This window comes from Vibrio sp. OPT41 (genome assembly GCF_015163595.1).
GTDB lineage: Bacteria > Pseudomonadota > Gammaproteobacteria > Enterobacterales > Vibrionaceae > Vibrio > Vibrio alginolyticus.
Map to the genome: position 1 here is coordinate 632,550 of NZ_JADDYH010000014.1, position 20,643 is coordinate 653,192.

14 protein-coding genes are annotated in these 20,643 nt (G+C 44.8%); 3 read left to right on the forward strand and 11 right to left on the reverse strand.

Annotation, left to right across the window (positions count from 1 at the left end; genetic code table 11):
• The first annotated feature begins 45 nt into the window (after nucleotides 1-45).
• On the forward strand, nucleotides 46-1,728 hold the full coding sequence (locus IQP38_RS06470; RefSeq protein ID WP_005378028.1) for an aspartate:alanine antiporter: 1,683 nt from the start codon (nucleotides 46-48) through the stop codon (nucleotides 1,726-1,728).
• Nucleotides 1,729-1,806: 78 nt separating this feature from the next.
• On the opposite strand, the gene fabV is transcribed toward IQP38_RS06470, so the two are convergent.
• The 8 genes from fabV to IQP38_RS06510 form a co-directional block, all read right to left on the reverse strand.
• The gene (gene fabV / locus IQP38_RS06475) at nucleotides 1,807-3,009 is read right to left on the reverse strand and encodes an enoyl-ACP reductase FabV (protein ID WP_005388648.1); all 1,203 of its coding nucleotides are present in this window, start codon (nucleotides 3,007-3,009) and stop codon (nucleotides 1,807-1,809) included.
• Nucleotides 3,010-3,183: 174 nt separating this feature from the next.
• Entirely contained in the window at nucleotides 3,184-5,466 is a 2,283-nt protein-coding gene (locus tag IQP38_RS06480; RefSeq protein ID WP_017634878.1) for an acyl-CoA dehydrogenase, read from the reverse strand.
• Between the two features lie 71 nt (nucleotides 5,467-5,537).
• On the reverse strand, nucleotides 5,538-6,173 hold the full coding sequence (locus IQP38_RS06485) for a TetR/AcrR family transcriptional regulator (protein WP_005378033.1): 636 nt from the start codon (nucleotides 6,171-6,173) through the stop codon (nucleotides 5,538-5,540).
• Between the two features lie 717 nt (nucleotides 6,174-6,890).
• On the reverse strand, nucleotides 6,891-8,042 hold the full coding sequence (gene nhaA, locus IQP38_RS06490) for a Na+/H+ antiporter NhaA (protein WP_005378034.1): 1,152 nt from the start codon (nucleotides 8,040-8,042) through the stop codon (nucleotides 6,891-6,893).
• Between the two features lie 330 nt (nucleotides 8,043-8,372).
• Nucleotides 8,373-9,497, reverse strand: a complete 1,125-nt coding sequence (locus IQP38_RS06495) for a lipocalin-like domain-containing protein (RefSeq protein ID WP_104979010.1) — start codon at nucleotides 9,495-9,497, stop codon at nucleotides 8,373-8,375.
• Complete coding sequence (locus tag IQP38_RS06500) at nucleotides 9,497-11,950, reverse strand: ABC transporter permease (protein WP_005378038.1); 2,454 nt, start codon at nucleotides 11,948-11,950, stop codon at nucleotides 9,497-9,499. The genes IQP38_RS06495 and IQP38_RS06500 overlap by 1 nt, the downstream gene beginning before the upstream one ends.
• A complete protein-coding gene (locus tag IQP38_RS06505; RefSeq protein WP_005378040.1) occupies nucleotides 11,931-12,602 on the reverse strand; it encodes an ABC transporter ATP-binding protein in 672 nt (223 codons plus the stop codon). The genes IQP38_RS06500 and IQP38_RS06505 overlap by 20 nt, the downstream gene beginning before the upstream one ends.
• A 187-nt stretch (nucleotides 12,603-12,789) precedes the next feature.
• Nucleotides 12,790-14,166, reverse strand: a complete 1,377-nt coding sequence (locus IQP38_RS06510; RefSeq protein ID WP_005378048.1) for an MATE family efflux transporter — start codon at nucleotides 14,164-14,166, stop codon at nucleotides 12,790-12,792.
• A gap of 94 nt (nucleotides 14,167-14,260) precedes the next feature.
• Here IQP38_RS06510 and IQP38_RS06515 point away from each other — a divergent pair, with 94 nt between their 5' ends.
• Nucleotides 14,261-15,712: a DUF2867 domain-containing protein gene (locus IQP38_RS06515; RefSeq protein ID WP_149191903.1), complete on the forward strand. Its 1,452-nt coding sequence runs from the start codon at nucleotides 14,261-14,263 to the stop codon at nucleotides 15,710-15,712.
• 30 nt (nucleotides 15,713-15,742) lie between these two features.
• Here the strand turns inward: IQP38_RS06515 and IQP38_RS06520 are convergent, their stop codons facing one another.
• The 3 genes from IQP38_RS06520 to rsuA all read right to left on the reverse strand — a co-directional run bounded on the left by IQP38_RS06520 (nucleotide 15,743) and on the right by rsuA (nucleotide 18,745).
• Nucleotides 15,743-16,405: a DUF2913 family protein gene (locus IQP38_RS06520; RefSeq protein WP_005378053.1), complete on the reverse strand. Its 663-nt coding sequence runs from the start codon at nucleotides 16,403-16,405 to the stop codon at nucleotides 15,743-15,745.
• Nucleotides 16,405-17,607, reverse strand: coding sequence for a Bcr/CflA family multidrug efflux MFS transporter (locus IQP38_RS06525; protein WP_017820848.1), 1,203 nt, complete (start codon nucleotides 17,605-17,607; stop codon nucleotides 16,405-16,407). The genes IQP38_RS06520 and IQP38_RS06525 overlap by 1 nt, the downstream gene beginning before the upstream one ends.
• A 436-nt stretch (nucleotides 17,608-18,043) precedes the next feature.
• The gene (gene rsuA, locus IQP38_RS06530) at nucleotides 18,044-18,745 is read right to left on the reverse strand and encodes a 16S rRNA pseudouridine(516) synthase RsuA (RefSeq protein ID WP_033905117.1); all 702 of its coding nucleotides are present in this window, start codon (nucleotides 18,743-18,745) and stop codon (nucleotides 18,044-18,046) included.
• A gap of 121 nt (nucleotides 18,746-18,866) precedes the next feature.
• Here rsuA and IQP38_RS06535 point away from each other — a divergent pair, with 121 nt between their 5' ends.
• Nucleotides 18,867-20,618: a DEAD/DEAH box helicase gene (locus IQP38_RS06535; RefSeq protein ID WP_021707635.1), complete on the forward strand. Its 1,752-nt coding sequence runs from the start codon at nucleotides 18,867-18,869 to the stop codon at nucleotides 20,616-20,618.
• The last annotated feature ends 25 nt before the right edge of the window (nucleotides 20,619-20,643 follow it).

The window sequence follows — 20,643 nt, forward strand, 5'->3', positions numbered from 1 at the left end:
CACAGTTCTTAATCTTTTTTGGCACACACTCTACCGAGCCACACAGTGAACATAGACGTCGTATACCTTCTTGAGCAAAACCCTATCCTTCTAATCTTCGTCGTATTAGCCATTGGCCTTGCCATCGGAAAAATTCGATTTGGCAAATTACAATTAGGCAACTCTATTGGCGTTCTTATTACCTCTTTGGTAATGGGCCACCTTGGTTTCTCATTTAATGCAGAAGCTTTAACCATTGGCTTTATGCTGTTTATCTACTGCGTTGGCATTGAAGCTGGACCAAACTTTTTTGGTATATTCTTCAGAGATGGTAAGCATTATTTTATTTTAAGCATGACTGTTCTCGTGTCTGCGGTCAGCTTAACGTATGGTTTGAGTCACTATTTCGGCCTCGATTTTGGCTTATCCGCCGGTATGATGGCAGGCGCATTGACCGCAACGCCAGTACTGGTTGGTGCACAAGATGCTCTTAACTCTGGCCTTGCGACTATACCGCGGAATATGGAATTTTCTCTGGTATTAGAAAATCTATCCGTAGGCTACGCGATGGCTTATCTGGTCGGCTTAATTAGCATGATCATGTTTGCTAAATTGTTGCCAAAACTGCAAAAACAAAACCTTTCTGATTCCGCGCAGCAAATCGCACAAGAGCGTGGCCTTGGAAATTCAAGCCAGAGAAAAGTGTATTTACCCATTATTCGAGCTTACCGAGTGGGCCCAGAGCTAATTGACTGGACTGATGGTAAAAACTTGCGAGAACTGGGTATTTATCGTCAAACTGGCTGTTACATTGAACGAATCCGTCGCAATGGTATTCTCGCCCACCCAGATGGTGATGCTATCTTGCAAGAGGGAGATGAAATTGCACTGGTTGGCTTCCCTGACAGCCATGCTCGCTTAGACCCTAGCTTCCGTAATGGTAAAGAAGTATTCGACCGTAACTTGCTTGATTTGCGCATCGTTGAAGAAGAAATCGTCGTAAAAAGTGACGCTATCGCTGGTAAGCGTTTATCGGATTTGAATTTGTCTGAGTTTGGCTGTTTCTTAAACCGCGTAGTTCGCGCTCAGATTGAAATGCCTATGGACTTAGACATTGTGCTCGCTAAAGGGGACGTCCTTCAAGTGAGCGGCGAGAAAAGCCGAGTACATGGACTGGCGGAAAAAATCGGTTTCATCTCGATCCACAGTCAAATGGCCGATTTGCTCGCTTTTTGTAGCTTCTTTATTTTGGGTATTCTGTTTGGCCTCATCACAATGACGTTCGGTCAGGTGTCTTTCAGTTTGGGTAATGCGGTGGGTCTTCTGTTGTCCGGTATTACGCTTGGTTTCTTACGAGCAAATCACCCTACTTTCGGTTATGTCCCACAAGGGGCGCTGAATATGGTCAAAGATCTAGGGTTAATGTTCTTTATGGTGGGAATTGGTCTAAGTGCAGGTGGAAAGATGTTCGAACACCTAACGCAAGTAGGACCAAAAGTCATTGGTTTGGCATTTATTGTCAGTGTTGTGCCTGTAGTTCTGGCTTACTTAGTTGGCGCACACGTACTCAAGATGAACCGTGCTCTGCTCTTCGGTGCCATTATTGGCGCCCGTACTTGCGCTCCAGCTATGGATGTCGTTAACGACTACGCTAAGTCCACCATCCCTGCCCTTGGTTATGCGGGTACCTATGCGATTGCGAATATTTTAATGACGCTAGCTGGTACGATTCTGATAATACTAAGTTAATACTCACTTTGACTATGAAATACAAAAAGGCGCTCAATGAGCGCCTTTTGTTTATTGGTTATCTAGTCTGTGATTCGATTAGATTTGAATGAAGTCTGCTTCAACTGCTGGATTCACATCCGCTTCGTAATCTACGCCTTCAACGCCGAAACCAAATAGTTTCAAGAACTCTTCTTTGTACTCAACGTAGTCAGTCAGCTCTTTTAGGTTCTCAGTCGTAATTTGAGGCCATAGCTCACGACAGTGCTGCTGAATGTCGTCACGAAGTTCCCAGTCATCCAGACGTAGGCGGTTCATCTCATCAACTTCTGCCGCGCTACCGTCTTCTTTGTATAGACGTTGGCTGAACATACGGTAGATTTGTTCCATACAGCCTTCGTGTACACCTTCTTCGCGCATTTTCTTGAATACCATTGCGATGTACAGTGGCATAACAGGAATTGCAGAACTCGCCTGAGTTACAACAGATTTAAGTACCGCAACATTGGCACTACCACCTGTTGCTGCTAACTTGTCGTTTAGCGCTTTCGCTGCACGGTCTAGGTCCATTTTTGCTTTACCTAGTGCACCATCCCAATAAATTGGCCAAGTTAGCTCAGTACCAATGTAGCTGTACGCGACGGTCTTACAACCTTCAGCAAGAACACCAGCATCAGACAACGCATTGATCCAAAGTTCCCAATCTTCACCGCCCATTACAGTGACAGTGTCTTTGATTTCTTCTTCTGTTGCAGGCTCAACGCTAGCTTCGATGATCACATCTTTGTTGGTATCAACAGCCGTTGATGTGTAAGTTTCACCGATAGGTTTAAGAGATGAACGAACTAATTCACCAGTTTCTGGCATTTTACGTACTGGAGATGCCAGTGAGTAAACCACCATATCGATTTGACCTAAGTCTTCTTTGATCAGCTCGATAGTTTTCTGTTTCGCTTCATTTGAGAAAGCGTCGCCGTTTAAGCTTTTTGCGTACAGACCTTCTTCACGCGCTAGCTTTTCAAAAGCAGCGGCATTGTAAAAACCTGCTGTACCTGGCTTCTTCTCAGTACCTTCTTTTTCGAAGAAAACACCGATAGTTGATGCACCGCCACCAAATGCCGCAGCGATACGAGAAGATAGACCGTAGCCACTTGATGCACCAACAACAAGAACACGCTTAGGTGCGTTTTTGATTGGACCTTGCGCTTTGGTGTACGCAATTTGTTCTTTTACGTTAGCTTCACAACCAACAGGGTGCGTTGTAGTACAGATAAATCCACGAATTCTAGGTTTGATGATCATATTCAACTTCCTTTAAAAAACCTTGTTAGGATAAAAGTTTCGTTGGGATTTCGCATCTAATTTCTGTAAAAATGCTCTTAAAAGGCAAGTGGTTGGAGCACTATCCCACCATCCACTCCCCAAGAATACAAAAAAGCACCTCATTGAGGTGCTTTTCTTAACATTAGTTGTCTATTATGCCGCCGGATTCAACTGCGACTTTTTTGGGCTATGAGTTCGCACTTCAGAAAAGTCATGACTAAAGTGGTCAACTTGAATCGCCTTGTAGCGCAATTTATCTGCAGCCATGATTTGATCAATTTCTTGTTCAGTTAACACGCCTGCTTCAAATGCTTGCTGCAAACGATCATGTAGCAGACCTTTACGAGCCACTTTACCATCCTTCGCAGCCTTCATAAGTTTACGCTCCAAAGGTTTAATGTCGTACATTGCAAGGAATGCATTCTCCATTAAGCCTACGCTGTCATCCTCTGATTTTCCGATGTAGCACAGATGCGTGAGGCGATCACGTTGCGCGCCTGGCGTCATCATCGCTTCAGCCAAATTCACACACAGCTCATCACTTGGCTTATTGAAATGATTACCAAGCGGGAACAATAGCCCCTTAAGCACACCGCCAACGTATTTCACAGGGAAGTTGGTGTAAGCCTCATTTAATGACTTAGAAGCGTTATACAAACAGTGTTGAACAGCGTAATGAACGAAGTCTAGATCGCCTTGTTGACGGCCTTCATCTTCATACTTTTTCAAGGCAGCAGATGCCATGTATAGATAGCTTAATCCATCACCCAAACGTGCGGAGATCATTTCTTTACGCTTCAAGTCTCCACCTAAGGTTAACATCGCAAAGTCTGCACTTACTGCAAGTGCACGACTGAGACGAGTAATGTCTTTGTAGTATTGCTGCGTTGGGCCACTCATGTGCGCGTTAACAAATCGAGAACCAGTTAGTGCTGCACCAAATGCACCGAATGTATTACCGAGCGCGTGCTTGATGTGTTTAAAGAGTAAGTTGTCAAATTCTTTCGCACCTTGTTCAGAATCTGGATTCGCCGCTGCTTCCATTTCTTTTAGAACATATGGGTGACATCGAGTCGCACCTTGACCAAAAATCATCAGGTTACGAGTCAGAATATTCGCGCCTTCAACGGTGATAGCAACCGGGATACCAAGGTAATGTTTAGCAAGATAGTTCATTGGGCCATCTTGAATCGCACGACCCGCATGGATATCAAACGAATCATTTAGAATGGTACGCGCGATTTCCGTCATGTGGTACTTGGCAATCGCGGTTACAATCCCAGGTTTTTCTTTCATATCGAGAGAAGTCGTCGTTAGCGTACGCGTCGCTTCTAGTAGGTAAGTAAGACCACCAATGCGCCCCATTGCTTCTGCAACACCTTCAAACTTACCGATCGACATTCCAAACTGTTTACGCACGTAAGCATAAGCACCTGTTGTACGTGTAGTAAGGTGACCAATCGCTGTGCCAAGCGCTGGAAGAGATATACCACGACCAGCAGAAAGACACTCAACCAGCATACGCCAACCTTTACCTGCGTAATCAGCGCCACCGATCAACCAGTCCATAGGGATGAAGACATCTTCACCACGAGTTGGGCCATTCATGAACGCAGACCCCAGAGGATCATGGCGCTCGCCTATCTCGACACCTTCATGGTCAGCGGGAATCAACGCACATGTAATGCCAACCTCTTTCTTGTCTCCAAGTAGCCCTTCAGGATCTTGCAGTTTAAATGCTAACCCGAGCACTGTCGCAACTGGCGCAAGCGTGATGTAGCGTTTATTCCAACTAACTCGCACGCCAAGCACTTCTTTGCCTTCATGGGTGCCGTAACAAACCACGCCTTGATCAGGTATGCCACCTGCATCAGAACCCGCTTCAGGGCCAGTTAGGGCGAAACAAGGGATGTCTGTACCATCAGCTAAACGAGGCAACCAGTAATCTTTTTGCTCTTGCGTACCATAGTGCGATAGCAGCTCACCAGGGCCAAGAGAGTTCGGTACCATTACCGATACCGCGGTACTGATACTTCGAGTCGCAATACGAGAAACAATGGTTGAGTTCGCCAAAGCGGAAAATTCACGACCACCATATGCTTTCGAGATGATCAAAGAGAAAAATCGCTCTTTACGTAGGTACTCCCATACTTCAGGCGGTAAATCCCTGTCTTCTTTGACAATCTTCTGGTCATCAAGCATTTCTAGCAGGGTTTCAAGCTCATTATCCATAAATGACTGCTCTTCTGCCGTCAGTGTAGGCGTTGGATAATGATGCAATGTTGTGAAGTTTGGCTTGCCTGAGAATAGTTCGGCATCCCACCATACACTACCCGCTTCCATCGCCTCTTTCTCGGTGCTAGACAGAGGTGGCAATACTTTTTTGAACACTTTAAAAGCCGGGTCACTAATCCATTTTCTTCGTAGAGAGCTCATAGTTCAGATCCTTTTGTTCACGTAACCGCTCGGGGTATAATCTTATTATTGGTTTAACTTTCTTATTTGTCTTATGCCAACTGCTTTGCTGACATTCCTGCTGACAAATATGGAATCAGTAAATCGACGACAGATTTCACATCGACTTCCTTTTCAAACTTACTTTCTGCCAGCTCCGAAAGAGCTTGGCTTGAAGCCATCGTAAATACACAGGTTCCTAACGTGAAGTGCAGTCGCCAAAACAACTGTTCTTCACATAGTTCCGGGTTCGCCTTCATTATCGAGAAAGTGAAAAGGTTCAGTACCTCTTCGTATCTGGTGGTAATGAACCAGCGTAGATGACCTTGAACGTCTGTATAACCGCGGCCAATTAACAACATAAATAGCGCAGTACCATTTGGGCGTACATCATTTAATGTACGTAAAGGTAATCGCAATGACTCAAAGACATCGTCCATGTTGTAGCTATCGCGCGTGTTTAGCTCAATTAATGAAGTCTTAATGCTCGGCATTAGTGCTTCTAAATACCTATCTAAAACCGCTCTAACCAGCGTTTTTTTATCGCCAAAGTGATAGTTTACCGATGCTAAGTTAACGTTAGCTTTACCTGTTATCGTTCTTAGCGAAGTATCATTAAAGCCATGTTCAGCAAAGAGTCCTTCTGCGACATCGAGTATTTTTTCTTTTGTTGATGTTCTCGGGGCCATTTTAATCACTCGTATTAAACAACTGTTTGAAAATATACTCCCGAAACTTAAGATTAACAAATGATTAACATCACACTTTAACCAATTGGTCTGACCAGACAGTAAAAGGTGTGATCTAATCTTTTGAAATTCAATCGAATACTCCAGTGAAGCTTGTCAGAAGAAAACGATCAAGTTTCTCAGACCAGCGCAATTGAAACGCTAACAATAGCGTTGGCGGCTCGGAGTGAGCGAAGAGAGTATGAAATACATCTTCGGTTCTAGGGGAGATAAAATGAGAAACACAGAAGTTAGTAACTTCGCCAAGTTGGTAATCCATCTCGATTTTTCTATTACTTTCGGATGTGTAAGAAGCTAGAAAGCATTAAGTAGAAATTTTTTGAAAAAAAATGGAACTGTTTGGAAAAGGCTCGGTCTGAATATACGTAACAGTTAGGGCATTTGAAGTTTCACTGGCCGTCAAACTTGTTTCCATCTAATTGTTACGTTGCTGCTTTTTTCTTATTAACTCCTATGTTTGTATCCGCCCAGTCAAATTTTCGGCTGGGCTTTTTTTCGCCTATAGATTTACCAAGCGCCTCTTTCGATGATTTGCCCCAACTCCATAAGCTAGACCTTAGTTGGTCACAAAAGTAACCACCCTGAAGTGGTTGATGTGCCGATCTGCAGACATAAAAAAGCCTCCCGAATGGGAGGCTTTACTAAACAGTGTGTATCTTACGCTTGCGCTTTCTTAGGCAAAGAAAAGTGCAGTAACGCGTAGCCAAGTAACGCGGCTGTCGTCGAGCCCATTAAGATGCCTAGTCGAGCATAGGTATCAAACTCAGGGCTTACATTTCCAAACGCTAAAGAGGAAATGAATATAGACATTGTAAAACCGATACCACACAACACAGAGACCGCAAAGATATGCTTGAAGTTAATGCCTTCCGGTAACTTAGCTACACCCATTTTCACAGCTGCCCAACTAAAGGTGAAGATACCTAGAGGCTTACCAACCAGTAGCCCCAAAGCAATACCTAATGGCAGCATTGAAGTTAGGCCTGACATCGATACGCCTTCTAGCGAAATCCCCGCATTTGCAAATGCGAATAGAGGTAAGATACCAAATGCCACGTATGGATGAAGTGCGTGCTCCATGTGCTTAAGTGGGGAATGTTCGCCCTGTTTACCCTTAAGAGGAATAGCAAAGCCGATCACTACGCCTGCAAGTGTTGCGTGAACACCAGATTTAAGTACCGCAAACCATAAGATCGCGCCGACTATCATGTATGGCGTCAGTTTCGTTACTTCCTTCGCATTCAACATGAACAGGACACCAGTCATGATGAAGCCAACAAGCAGCGCCATGCTAGAAAGATCACCTGTGTAAAACAGTGCAATAATAACAACCACGCCTAAATCGTCGATGATAGCGAGAGCTAACAAAAACACTTTAAGGCTTACTGGTACGCGCTTACCTAGTAGCGCCATGATACCTAGAGCAAATGCAATATCCGTCGCAGCTGGAATGGCCCAGCCAGAAACCGCCTCTGGGTCGTTAGCATTAAACGCAACGTAAATAAGAGCAGGGGCTAACATACCACCAACCGCTGCAATCGCAGGGAAAATTGCGGTTTCTTTTGATTTTAGCGCTCCTTCAAGTAGCTCTCGCTTCACTTCAAGGCCAATAAGTAAGAAGAAAACAGCCATTAGGCCGTCATTAATCCAGTGAGAAACTGACATACCGAATACATAAGTATGCAGTACAGATTGATAAGTTTCGCCCAGCGGTGAGTTAGCAATGGTCATCGCAATTGCCGCTGCAATTACGAGAAGAATACCACCTGCTGATTCCATTTTGAAAAAGTCACGAATGACATCGTTCATGGTTTCGTCCTTATATTTATTATCTTAATAAACGATTAACAAAGAGTGATAAGAGTGTATAGCTGTCGAAAACTTTAGAATAATCGCTTCTTCAGAGTATAAACTTCGGTTTTTTCGATGTTAAGTTTACTATACATCGTATTTTCCAACATGACACTCAATTTTGATCGGAGATCGTATTTGTTTTTGTCGCACCAAATATTTATCAAGATGATGAGAAAATCAGCATAACACGGCTTGTACCATCATGATAACCCCGTACTTTTGAGAAAAAGCTAGGAAGCTTCGCGCACTAAAAAACCACCCGTAGGGGGTGGTTTTCTTCACAACTCAATAGCCTGTCAGCTGCATAAAGCCCCAAGCCTCATTGGAGCCGGAGGCTAAAGTAGGCCCTTCCCAGTAAGGTATTACAAAGGGTAGCCACATATCTGACTTGATAATGCGGGTAGTCAAATTAACTTGATGCTTCGGAATATTGATAATCCACTGCAAAGGTAACCTTCTTCCATTGGATAAACTGGTCACTTGCATTGGTTTAATACTGATATCATCGTCTGAGAGGTTGATGACTTTACCTGAGCGTGTCGACAACGTGCCAAACACGTGCGGTGTTTGCCCATGGTGACGATAACGGCTAACAGTTAATGCTCGACCATCATCTAAATTGAAAACAAACCAATCCCAGCCTTGTTGCCCCTCACCAATTAAGCCGCTGCCCCACTCTTTTTGCGCCCAAGCAGAACCCGTCACTGAGAATCGCTTACCATTTAAGCTTAAGCTACCTTTTACTTTTAAAAATGGAGCACTGAAGCTGAAAGAAGCAACAGATTGCAACGCATGTTTAACTTGGAAACCTTTGTCTCCATTCACGACAAAGGGGCCGTTTGTCATGGTATTGAGCTCAAGTCCAAACGTATCAGTATTCACATTCAAGTTGCCCGGGAAAGGCGTCGCACCGAGTGATCGCCAAGTCCAATTATCAATCCATAACCTGAAAGGACGATTGATCATACCAGCTTGGCCTATCCCACCTCTAGCTACCCGTTGCTCTTTCCATACATGCGAGCCATGACTGACGACAACATGTGAAATGTACAATTGAGGGTTCTGCCAACCGCTGGTTTCTCGCTCGTCCGTCGCAACCCTAAAATAGCTCCATTGAACATTGTAGATCTTGCCTTGCTCATCTTTTAGTTTCGCAAAGTAGTGCCACCATTCATGCTGATACTCGGGATGAAAGCGAAAGTCTGAGGGTAAAGAGACATGCTCATTAGGTAGTACAGGCTCGAAAATCGTTTGATTTTCACGCGTTAAGATAGAATCAAGTTCGCTTTCTCGTGTTGCTGTCGCCTCTAACCAAAAAGTTGAGTAAAAAGCAGCCCCAGTCAGAAAAGCGAACGTAACAACAATGAGCGTTGAAACCAACAAGCGTTTTTTAGAGCCCATTTTTTTCATTACAACGCGTCCCTTAATGACTTCATCGGTGTACTTTTGATCATTCTAATAACTGGCAATGCGCCAGCAACCATGATGGCAAGCATCGCCCAAGCAATGGTTTGAGCATACTCCCATGGAATCGTTTGAAGCTCTAGAGACCAGCCAAATGATTGCTTAATGATAATATCAACGATCAAATGTGCGAGCGCCAAGCCGAGCGGCACTGCAATAATCGCAGAAATGGCTCCGAAGACGAATAGCTGCAAACCACCTAATACGACAAGTTCTTTTCCGGACACACCCATGCACCTTAATAAGGAAAAATGCCGCTGCCGTGAAAGTTCTCCTGCCAACGTCGCAAAGAATAAACCAAACACTGCAATAATCAGCGTGATATTGCCCAAGGTTCCTGCTATCGCAAAGGTATGATCAAACACTCTCATTGCTTGGCTATAAATATTACCGTTATCAAACACACGATCTTGCGGGAGACGGAATACATTCTCTAAGCGATTTTTCAGCCCTTCTCCATTGACGTTATCTTTTAATACTACGCCAAGACCAACATTACCCGTACCTGCAAATGCATACAGCCAATTCCGGTGCGACATCATCACCTGGTTATATGGGTTTCCATAATCGTAGTAAACGCCTACGACTTGCCAGTCACCACCAAGCGGTTCTTGCAAGTTAATGAAATCGCCAGGGCGGATATCCAGCTTCAAGGCCATCGACTCACTGACCATTAAGCTCTTGGTAGCGTGCAGTTGATACCAGTAATTTGGGACACCTAACTTGACGGTAAGTGAGTCTAACTCACCTTCAGAAGAGCCCGTACTCACAACTTGCAGAGCACCATGCTCGGTCGGCATATCTTTTTCCCAGCGCCACCAAACCGAGTTCACCTCTGGCTGATTCTGGAGCCATGCGCTCATCCTAGCGGCTGAATTGTTGGTCGGATAGATGTACACATCAGCGGCTAATCGCTGATTTAGCCACTTATCGGTTGTATCTCGAAAGCTTCCGACCATTGTTTCTACACCAATGTTTGCCGCCAGCGCTAACATAAACGCCATCGTAGCCACACCGCGATAGCTCATGCTGGCTGCTGCATCAGCAAAAAACCAACGGACACGAACCCATCGCATGGTATAAGAAAAACTTTGGAACATATGCCACATAATAAATGGCATAAACAACGCCACACTAACCAACATCAGCGCAATAATAGCAAAGCCGGTTTCTTGTGTTTTCGGCGCCTGATATACCGCTATTGCAGCGACACAAAACGCACATGCCGCAAGCGCCTGCCAAGAGAACTCTCTTCCAGCAAATCGCATTAGCGACAGTCGAGAAGAAAGGCGGATTGGTTGTGACTTCAGCAAACGGATTAATGGCCACAGACACGATATCAACGCACCCATCGCTGCCATGATTAGACTGTATAAGCTAGATTGCCATGACCATCCTATGGTTAAGCCTACGTTGGCATCATACAAATCACTCAGGCTCGAAGACACTGCTGGGATAAGTTCATTTGCTAAGATCAAGCCAAAAAAGTTACCACACGCCCACGCAATAAAGACGAGCAAAGACAACTCTAGTAATAAAGCTTGCGCTAACTGTGTTCCGTTAACACCAGTCTGTCTCAAAATACCGACCAAACGTTGTCGCTGGATGAAAGACAGAGACATCGCTTGATAAAAAATAAACAACCCGACCAAAAACGACAACATTCCCATCGCGGTGAGATTCATATGGAATGCGTTAGTTAGCGACTCAAGCTCAGTACGCGTATTCCTAACGAGCGTCATTCCGTTTGGCAACATGTTTTTCAGTGCTATCAGCTTTTCCTCTGGCATTTCGCCACAAGAAATCGCAGACAAACCTGAGCTCCGCTTGAGCATACGCAACAACGATATATCAGTAACCAACCGAGTACCCGAAAGCATCTTGTCCTTATCTACTTGAATAGGCCCGAGACGGCTTCCGTCATTCATCTCAATGAAGTCCCCATCCTGCCAACTCATGTAAGCGGCTAAATCTTGACTAACGAGAATAGGATAAGGAGGCTTCATTAGTGATAAAACCGGCATCTCACCCAGCGATTTTCCTTGTTGTAGTGGGATCATCGCGACAGGATCTATCCCCACCAACATCAGGCTCATATCGGTCTTGGCATCTAGATGAAGCACATCAAACGGTGCACATTGGTTAAACCCAGCTCGACGTAACTGAATATAAAAACCTTGAGGAATTTTATTGGCAGAGTGCTTCGTTCGGATTCGGTATGGCAAAGGATTGGAGAAAAGCTTTTCCCCAGTAGCATAACTTTGTTTTGCATGCTGGTTGATAGAAGTAACACCAACAAGGAGGGACACGCCTAAAGTTAATCCCAGCCAGACAAGAATAATTTGTAGAGGGTAACGACGGTAATGACCGAGTAGTGCCTTAACTACGGGCCATAACATGTAGCTGCCCTCCTTGAAGTCGAATCTTTCCTTCCATATGGGCGGCCACTTTTTCACTGTGCGTCACTAACAGCAAAGTACACTCCAGTTGGCGAGCGAGACTCGTTAATAAGCGCATTACTGCTTCTGCGTTTCGCTCATCTAGACTACCAGTTGGCTCATCAGCAAGCAGGATTTTGGGTTCCATATAGAGTGCACGAGCAATCGCCGCACGTTGTTGCTGACCACCAGACGCCTCTTCCGGATAACGTCCTAGCAATGGCATTAAGTCCAAAGCAGAAAGAATTTGACGCCACAACTCTTTATCTTCCGGCAGACCTTTTAACTGACGACAAAAACGAATATTGTCGGCAATATTAAGTGTAGGAAGCAGGTTGAATTGTTGGAAGATATTCCCAATATTGTTGCGGCGATAAAGGGTTCTTAAATGCTCCGGTGCTTCATGCATAGCAAAATTTGGAAACTGCACTTCACCAGAGTCAGCAGTATCTAATCCGGCGATTAAATTCAGCAGAGTACTTTTGCCCGAACCACTTTCTCCCATCAGAGCAACTTGGTCGCCTTGCTGCAATGTTAATTCTGCCCCTTGTAATACAGGGTGAAACTCTCCCCCGTCTACATAGCCTTTACATAGGTCTGACAGTTTTAACATTGATTATGCCGCTCGGATGGTGTTTAAAAATTGGGATCAGAATCTACACTAAAATCCTGTTAGTAGAAAGTATTTTGAATGCTTGATCACACTATGGAAGTACAAATGCAACTCGATTCACTTTCTGTTGCTAATTTTGTTGACGTTTTGAGCAGATTTTTGCAGCCAAAATAAACTCTGTTCCTCCTTACTGGCCAATCAGGTTTTTCATCCATTTTCGGCTAACCATTCTTGGCAAGCAAATCGCCCACTTCACAACTTCTTCCGTCAAAAAGAGTAAGTAAACCCATTGTGGGTCCCAATTGAGATAAATCGCTGCAAATGCTGCGAGTGGAATCCCGATCACCCACTGCGCCAAGATGTCTTGATACAAACAAAACTTAACATCACCGCCCGCACGTAATACACCAACAATAGCCATCATCGGCACCGAGCGTAGCACGACACCCAACGCAAGAATCACCATAAACTGTTCAGCTAGCTCGCGAGTGTCCGTTGTCAGTGCACTAAACGCATTAAGGATCCATTGATTTGACACTATCAACAAGACGGCGACCACAAATGCGATAAGCACATTCAAAATGACCGTAGCCCATGCTTGATAATAAACGGGTTCAAAATTACGAGCGCCGAGCTGGTTCCCGACTAGAACTGCAGCCGCATTCGATAAACCAATCATCATCGCCAATGCGATCGACTCAACAGGTGTCATTACGGAAAGCGCCGCCAAACCTTGCACGCCTGCTTGCCCCATGATGGCGTGATAAGCAAACAGCCCACCAGCCCACGCCAAGAAGTTAAATGTGGTTGGCAAAGAGAGGCTCAAGAAACGCGTAATTTTATCTAAGACCAATCCTGCGCGTATATCATCCCAACCAAATGCGATTATGTGTTTTTTCAACCATAGATAACCAAACAGGCAACCTACTTCGATCGCGCCACTGATTACCGTTGCGATCGCTGCTCCCGTAATACCCAGAGCAGGAAAGCCTAATTGACCAAAAATTAAAACCCAGTTAAGAAACACATTAGATAAAATGCCTATACCACTAAAAAAAGTGCTTAAGCCTGGTTGGTGCATCGCCCTTAGGCCCACCGACATACTGGCCACACATGCAACAGCAAACATGCTAACCGACGAAATAATGAGATAGCTGGCCCCTAGCTCAATCACTTCTTGTGAATCGGTAGTCAAACTCATGATGGGCTGTGGAAAAACAACAAACAAAGCAACAGCAATCGCAGCAAACATCATTGCGATCATCCATGTTAAAGCGGTACTGCGACGCACCCCAACTTTATCGCCAGCCCCCCAATATTGAGCGGTTAACAATGCACCACCCGTTGTCACCCCAACTAACATAATGGTGGTGACGAAAGTCGCGCGCGCAGCAACTCCAACTGCGGCAATTTCTGCTTCACCAAGTTGACCAAGCATAAGAACATCGACGAGGCTTCGGCTTGAAAACATCATGCTTTGCAGTGTAATTGGTAACGCGATTGCAAATAAACGACGTAAGAATGCTTTATCTGCGTGTATTGAGAGTTGAGAAAGAAAAGTCACAAGCGCTCCAACGACAACTTATTGATAGAATGGGGAAAGTGTCTCATGATTATACTCTGTGGTGTTTATTCCACCAACGATAAAAGGACAGATAATGAAAAAGGTGTTGGTGCTAGGCGCCTCGGGTTACATTGGCTCTCAACTTCTTCCGTTACTTTTAGATAAAGGTTACGCCGTCACAGCAGCGGCGCGACATATTGATTATTTAGAGTCAAGAACTCAGCCTCACCCTAATTTAACGTTAAGGTATCTCGACTTGGCTGACGCAGAGACCACGAAGGCTGTAGTGAACGATTTTGATTTAGTATTTTTTCTCGTGCACGGGATGGCTCAAGGTGATGACTTTGTTGAGTACGAACTAAACCTTGCTTTGAACTTCAAATATGCGTTGGAACAAAGCTCCGTCGAGCATGTTATCTATTTGAGTGCCATTCAACCTCAAACCGGAAACTCTCGCCATTTAGCCGCTCGTAAAGCCACGGGAAAAATAATTCGACAGTCTGGTATTCCAGTAACTGAATTGCGTGCTGGCGTTATCATCGGCCCCGGCTCTGCCGCTTTCGAAATCATGCGTGACTTTGTCTACAACTTACCTATTTTGATCGCGCCTAAATGGGTCGACTCAAAAGCGAACCCTATTGCCTTGCCCAATCTCAACCACTATTTATTGAAGTTAGCAGAAGCCCCCTCTCCAGAAGAAAGTCACATTTATGAAGTTGGTGGGCCAGATACACTTAGCTACCGCGAACAGTTCAAAGTCATTTGCCGAATCACGAACAAGCCGTATCGGCTGTGGTCGACCCCGCTACTTACTCCGAAAATGGCATCGTACTGGCTAGGTTTAGTTACCTCAGTGCCAACTAGTATCGGTAAAGCATTACTTGCGGGCTTAGAGCACGACTACATTGCAGACTCCAAAGCGATTGAAGAACGATTTCCTCAAACGCTGATCAGCTACGAGCAAGCGGTAACTGATACCATTCAAGATGAAGGCACATTTGTACGCAGTAATGTCTGGGGGTTTGAACCCGCAGCGCTTCGTCGATGGCAACCAGGATATGGCTATTACCCAAAACAAGCTGGAGCGAGCATTAAAACTCATGCCTCCGCTGCGGCATTATGGAAAGTGGCGCAAAAGATCGGGAGTCGCGAAAAAGGCTATTACTTTGCCAACATCTTGTGGCGTACACGTGAATGGCTCGATATCTTTTTTGGTGGCGGAAAACCGATTCGCGTTTCTCCTCCTGGACCAGAGCTTAAAGTCGGTGATTTTATTGACTCTTGGAAAGTGATTCGCTGCGATAATAATCAGTTTCTTTCACTGTTTTTTGGTATGAAAGGCCCAGGCCTTGGGCGTTTAGAAATTACCATCAAAGATCTCGGTGACGAACGAGAATTGGATATTACCGCCTGGTGGCACCCGCAAGGGTTTCTTGGGCTGCTTTATTGGTTTGCAATGATGCCAGCCCATCTTTTCATATTTAAAGGCATGGTCAAAGCCATCGCGAAAGAAGCAAACCGTTTAGAAAACAAAAAGCCCCAATAACAGGGGCTTCTAAACACTCAAAATGTCACTTTAGTCAGCTTTGAACGAGAGTGGAATTTCGGCTAACTGGTTGCCTTCGTTTGCTGGAAAAATAAGGTACTCGCCATGGTATTTCACCATCGATTTGTAGTCTGTTACCTTATGTACCATAAAGCCCGCTTGCGCTGCTTTCTCAACAAACTCAGCATGATTGCCACGTACAAACCAACTCATTGGCTTTACGAGCAACTCGCCATCAAAACAGCTTTCGCATTGGTCTGCACATAACGCTAAAGAGTTTTGACCTTCAGTGAAGATTTGTACTTTGCCGCACCCAATCAGTTGCTCAGATGTTGAGACTTCCCAGCCTGCTTGCTCCATCAAATCAAGAAAAGACTCAATATCGGAATCTTTGAACACTTTGGAGTCTTCACCTTCAGGGAAGAATTGCGCATAAAAAGCAGAAATACGTTTAAAGATAAACAACAAACCAGCATCGTTCCCCTTTGAGCGACCTGCTTTTTGCCAACGCGTTAAGTCATCGCCTACCGTACGTCCGAAACGTTGTGATTTTAGCGCCTTTGTTACCCAACGCACTAAATAATGGTTATTCGCAACAGGGGCATTGGCTAACTTACCTGAGCGATGCTCTTGATCTAACTCTTCAAGTGCTGAGTTAACCAAGTTTTGAATTTCTTTGGTGTAATTCGACATTACGCCTTTCTTCCTAAAGTCCAATAAAACAGTGCTGAAAGCACAGAACAAGCAAACATCACGATGATCATCGGCCAAGCAACATTCCCGGGCAGTGATGCCACCAGCGCACCAACCAATGAACCGATACCGAATCTTAATGTCCCCGCTAGAGACGACGCCGTACCCGCCATTGATGGGTAACCACTTAAAAGCAGCGCCATCGCGTTACTACCTATCGTCGACAATGTACCGATAAACAGCACAACAAAAGGTACAATGCCCCATAATCCGAAGTCCATTAACCAACTTACGAATAAACCAATCCCCGCCAAAAGTTGCACGAACAACCCAAAACGAAGCATGGCATGGGAACCAACTTTCTTCACCAAGCGACCATTAATACTGGTCATGATGATCATCGCCACAATGTTCAAACCAAATAGGTAACCAAAGTGGTCTGGTCGAACACCATATAAATCAATATAAACAAACGAACCCGCCGTCAAAAATGCAAACATTCCGGAAAATGAAAACGCACCTGAGAGCATCAAACCGATCGCTTCAGGATTGGAGCATAATCTGGCGTAGTTTCTCAGCGTCGTGCGGAAACGAAGAGGCTGACGATTTTCAGGCTGTAACGTTTCAGGGATTTTCCAAAGTACGAGAAAAATCACAACTACAGCGAAAATAGCTAGTACCCAAAAAATGGAACGCCAACCAAACCAAATCGCGAGATGGCCACCGATCATCGGTGCCACCAACGGCGCAATAGTAATGACCAGAGTAACGAAGGACATTGCGCGTGCAAAGTCTTCACGGTCAAACATGTCACGCACGACAGCTTGGATAATGACCGCCGCTGCCGCGCCAGCAAAACCTTGTGCCGTACGTACATAGGTCAGCGCATCAATGCCATTTGTTGTCGCACTCACAACAGCAGCCAAGCCGAAGAAAAGTACGCCTAAAATCAACACAGGTCTGCGACCAAAGCTATCGGCAAGCGGCCCGTGAATTAACTGGCCGATCGCAAAACCCGCGGTATAAGCCGTCAACGTAATCTGAACCGCGCCAGGCGCGACCCCCAAATCTTTCGCAATTGTCGGCATCGCAGGCAAATACATATCGATCGCCAAAGGCGTCAAAGCACCAATCGCTCCTAGTACCAGAAACAATAGAAAACTGATTTGGGATTGCGGAGCACTTTGAGCTTTTTCTGTCATTCTTTTACCTCTTGTTGGAGCCCTACCGTCAATACTTGCAGAACAAAGTGAAAATAACGGAAGTTCTCATATCGCTGAATGTAGAAGCCAAAAACCTGTTCTATCCAACGTTCGAGAATCATAAGGGCAAATATGTACCAAGGTGTGACCTTGACGAACTCGACATAGAAAAGCATGTGAAAGCGAAATGTGTTTATGGGAAACAAACACAATGCAGTAAAAATGATGGCGTTGACACCATCATTCCATTCACCGTAGCCGAAGGCTTTGCAATAAGAGTATGCATGCATCAGCTAAATGCAAAGGCATATCACTGAGATGAGTAAGCACACCGGAATTGTCTAGGCACTAATTTTGGTAGGAAAATTTATTTTGAGCCAATTCCTACCAAAAGACTAGTTCCTATTAGGAACTAAAGAATTTCCCATGCTGACAATTAATTCCAAATAGAATCAATTTCTTCTTGCGTGAGGTAGCGATAATCACCTGGTTCTAGTGCCTCATCAAGTTCGATAGAACCAATACGCTCACGATGTAAGTACTCAACTTTATTTCCTAACGCCGCGAACATACGTTTCACTTGGTGATACTTACCTTCCACGATAGTTAACAATACTTCATTCTCGGCCTCGTTCACGATTTCCAAACGAGCGGGCAATGTTGCTTCTGATTCATTGCGCAAAATGATGCCTTGTTCGAGCTTTTCCGCGTAATCTGGCTGAATAGCATCGACGAGCCAAACACGGTACGTTTTCTCACACTTATGCTTAGGTGAGGTAATACGGTGAGACCACTTACCATCATCCGTAATCAACACTAAACCAGTTGTGTCGACATCTAATCGGCCCGCAAAGTGAAGGTTTTCAATTTTAGGCTCATCAAGCAATGCGAATGCAGTTTGGTTGTAGCCATCTTCATGTGAACAAACAAAGTCAGCAGGCTTATACAACATAATGTAACGAGGACCAGGAGCACCAATAACACGGTCTTCCCACATCACTTCCGCACCTTCAGGTACTTTAAATGCACCACTTTTTTGAACCTCACCGTCTACGGTGATGTCTCCACTTTTGATGATCTTTGTTGCCTGTTTGCGTGTTGCACCCAGAGCGTCACACAAATATTTATCTAAACGCATGAATACCTCATTGAATTATACCCAAGTGATCTCTAAATCTTGGTTTAAAGGTCACTTGGGTATAAAAGTCAGGTATTATAGCGTTCCTCGTTCGAATAGTTGAGCAATTTCACATATTTTCATGTACACACTTCGTCCTTATCAAGCCGACTCGGTTAAAGCCGTTATTCATTACTTTCGTAAACACTCGACACCAGCAGTGATCGTGCTGCCAACCGGTGCAGGAAAAAGCTTGGTGATCGCAGAACTTGCTCGCCTTGCGAAAGGACGAGTGTTAGTCCTCGCCCACGTAAAAGAACTGGTCGAGCAAAACCACGCAAAGTATGAAGGTTATGGTTTAAAAGGTTCCATCTTCTCAGCAGGATTGGGACGAAAAGAAACTGACCAGCAAGTCGTGTTTGCTTCGGTTCAATCGGTCGTACGTAACTTAGATTCGTTCAAAAACCAGTTTTCTCTGCTCGTTATTGATGAGTGCCATCGTGTGCCAGATGACAAAAACAGCAGCTACCAAAAAGTTATTACTCACTTACGAGAACTGAACCCTGGCATTAAGGTGCTAGGACTAACTGCAACGCCCTATCGTTTAGGAATGGGCTGGATTTATCAGTATCACACCCGAGGTCAAGTGCGAACCGAAGAGCCTCGATTCTTCCGCGATTGTATTTTCGAACTGCCGATCCGTTACTTGCTCGACGAAAACTTCCTCACTCCAGCCCGCATGATGGATGCGCCCGTTTTGTCTTACGACTTCTCTCAGCTGAAGCCCGCTAACACCGGACGCTACAAAGAAGCAGAAATGGACATGGTGATCGATAAAGCCAAACGTGCGACTCCACAAATTGTTGAGCAAATCATGCAATATGCGAAAGAACGTCAAGGTGTCATGATCTTCGCTGCAACTGTTCGACACGCACAGGAGATACACAGTTTATTGCCAGAAGGCGAAACTGAAATCGTCATTGGTGATACACCTACGCCGGAGCGCGATGCGATCATCCAAGCGTTCAAGAATCGTCAAATAAAATACTTGGTCAATGTTTCGGTACTGACAACCGGGTTTGATGCGCCGCATGTCGATTTAATCGCGATTTTGCGACCAACAGAGTCAGTCAGTCTGTACCAACAGATAGTAGGACGAGGATTACGCTTATCAGACGGAAAATCAGAATGTTTAGTGCTTGATTACGCAGGCAACAGCTACGATTTATACCAACCTGAAGTCGGTGATCCCAAACCAGACTCTGACAGTGAAATTATCACGATTCCTTGCCCGGCTTGCGGATTCAATAACAACTTCTGGGGTAAGTTGGATAGTAACGGTTTCTTGGTTGAACATTTTGGCAGACGTTGCCAAGGTTACTTTGAAGATGAAGACACAGGCGAACGTGAACACTGTGGCTACCGTTTTCGTGCCAAATACTGCGGTGAATGTGGTGCGGACAACGATATCGCTGCACGAATTTGTCATGAGTGTGATGCGACGCTCGTTGACCCAGATAAAAAGCTAAAAGAAGCCCTTAATCTCAAAGATGCATTAATCTTTGAATGCACAGAAATGGACCTATCTGTATTTAAGTCCAGTGATGGTAAATCTCAGCTAAAGGTGACGTATTCTGGTGAACCATACCAAGGCGAAGGCAATGCGTTAGTTCATGAGTTTTGGTCATTGAGTACCAAAAAACAAAAACAAACGTTTAAAGATCAGTTCGTACGCCCCCACTTAGCAGACAAGCATCGCCCTTTTGAAGAGGCTTCACCGACACGTGTTGTTGCCAATCAACATCGTTTCCGTTTACCTCAGTTTGTTATTGCTAGAAAATCTGGTCGCTTTTGGAAGCTGCGAGATAAAATTTTTGAAGATGAGTTGAAATAACATCGACAACACATGGCAAAACTTA